This is a genomic window from Pseudomonas sp. SIMBA_068 (assembly GCF_046534705.1).
GTDB lineage: Bacteria > Pseudomonadota > Gammaproteobacteria > Pseudomonadales > Pseudomonadaceae > Aquipseudomonas > Aquipseudomonas putida.
Genome location: NZ_JAWRYI010000579.1, coordinates 1 through 269 on the forward strand (window position 1 = coordinate 1; position 269 = coordinate 269).

The following is a 269-nucleotide window of genomic DNA, read 5'->3' on the forward strand; positions in this document are numbered from 1 at the left end:
CGTTGATCATCGCCAGCAGGCCGCTACCGAGATTGGCACCAATCACCAGACAGAGCGCCACCTTGAACGAAATCACGCCGGTGGCGGTGAGCGTCGCGGTGATCAGCACCGCGGCCAGGCTGGAGTAACTGATGATGGCGAACACCGCACCCAGCAGCGCATCGAGCATCACGTCGCCGGTCAGGCTGGAGAAAAGCACCTGGACACCGGCGGCCTGGGTAATCGGGCGAGCCGCTTCGACAATCAGCTGCAGCGCCAGCAATATCAGG

General features: G+C 62.8%; 1 pseudogene. It reads right to left on the minus strand.

Going from position 1 to position 269, the window contains the following annotated elements:
- Positions 1-269 (minus strand): annotated as a pseudogene (locus tag SB756_RS30500) (Na/Pi cotransporter family protein); the annotation flags it as partial.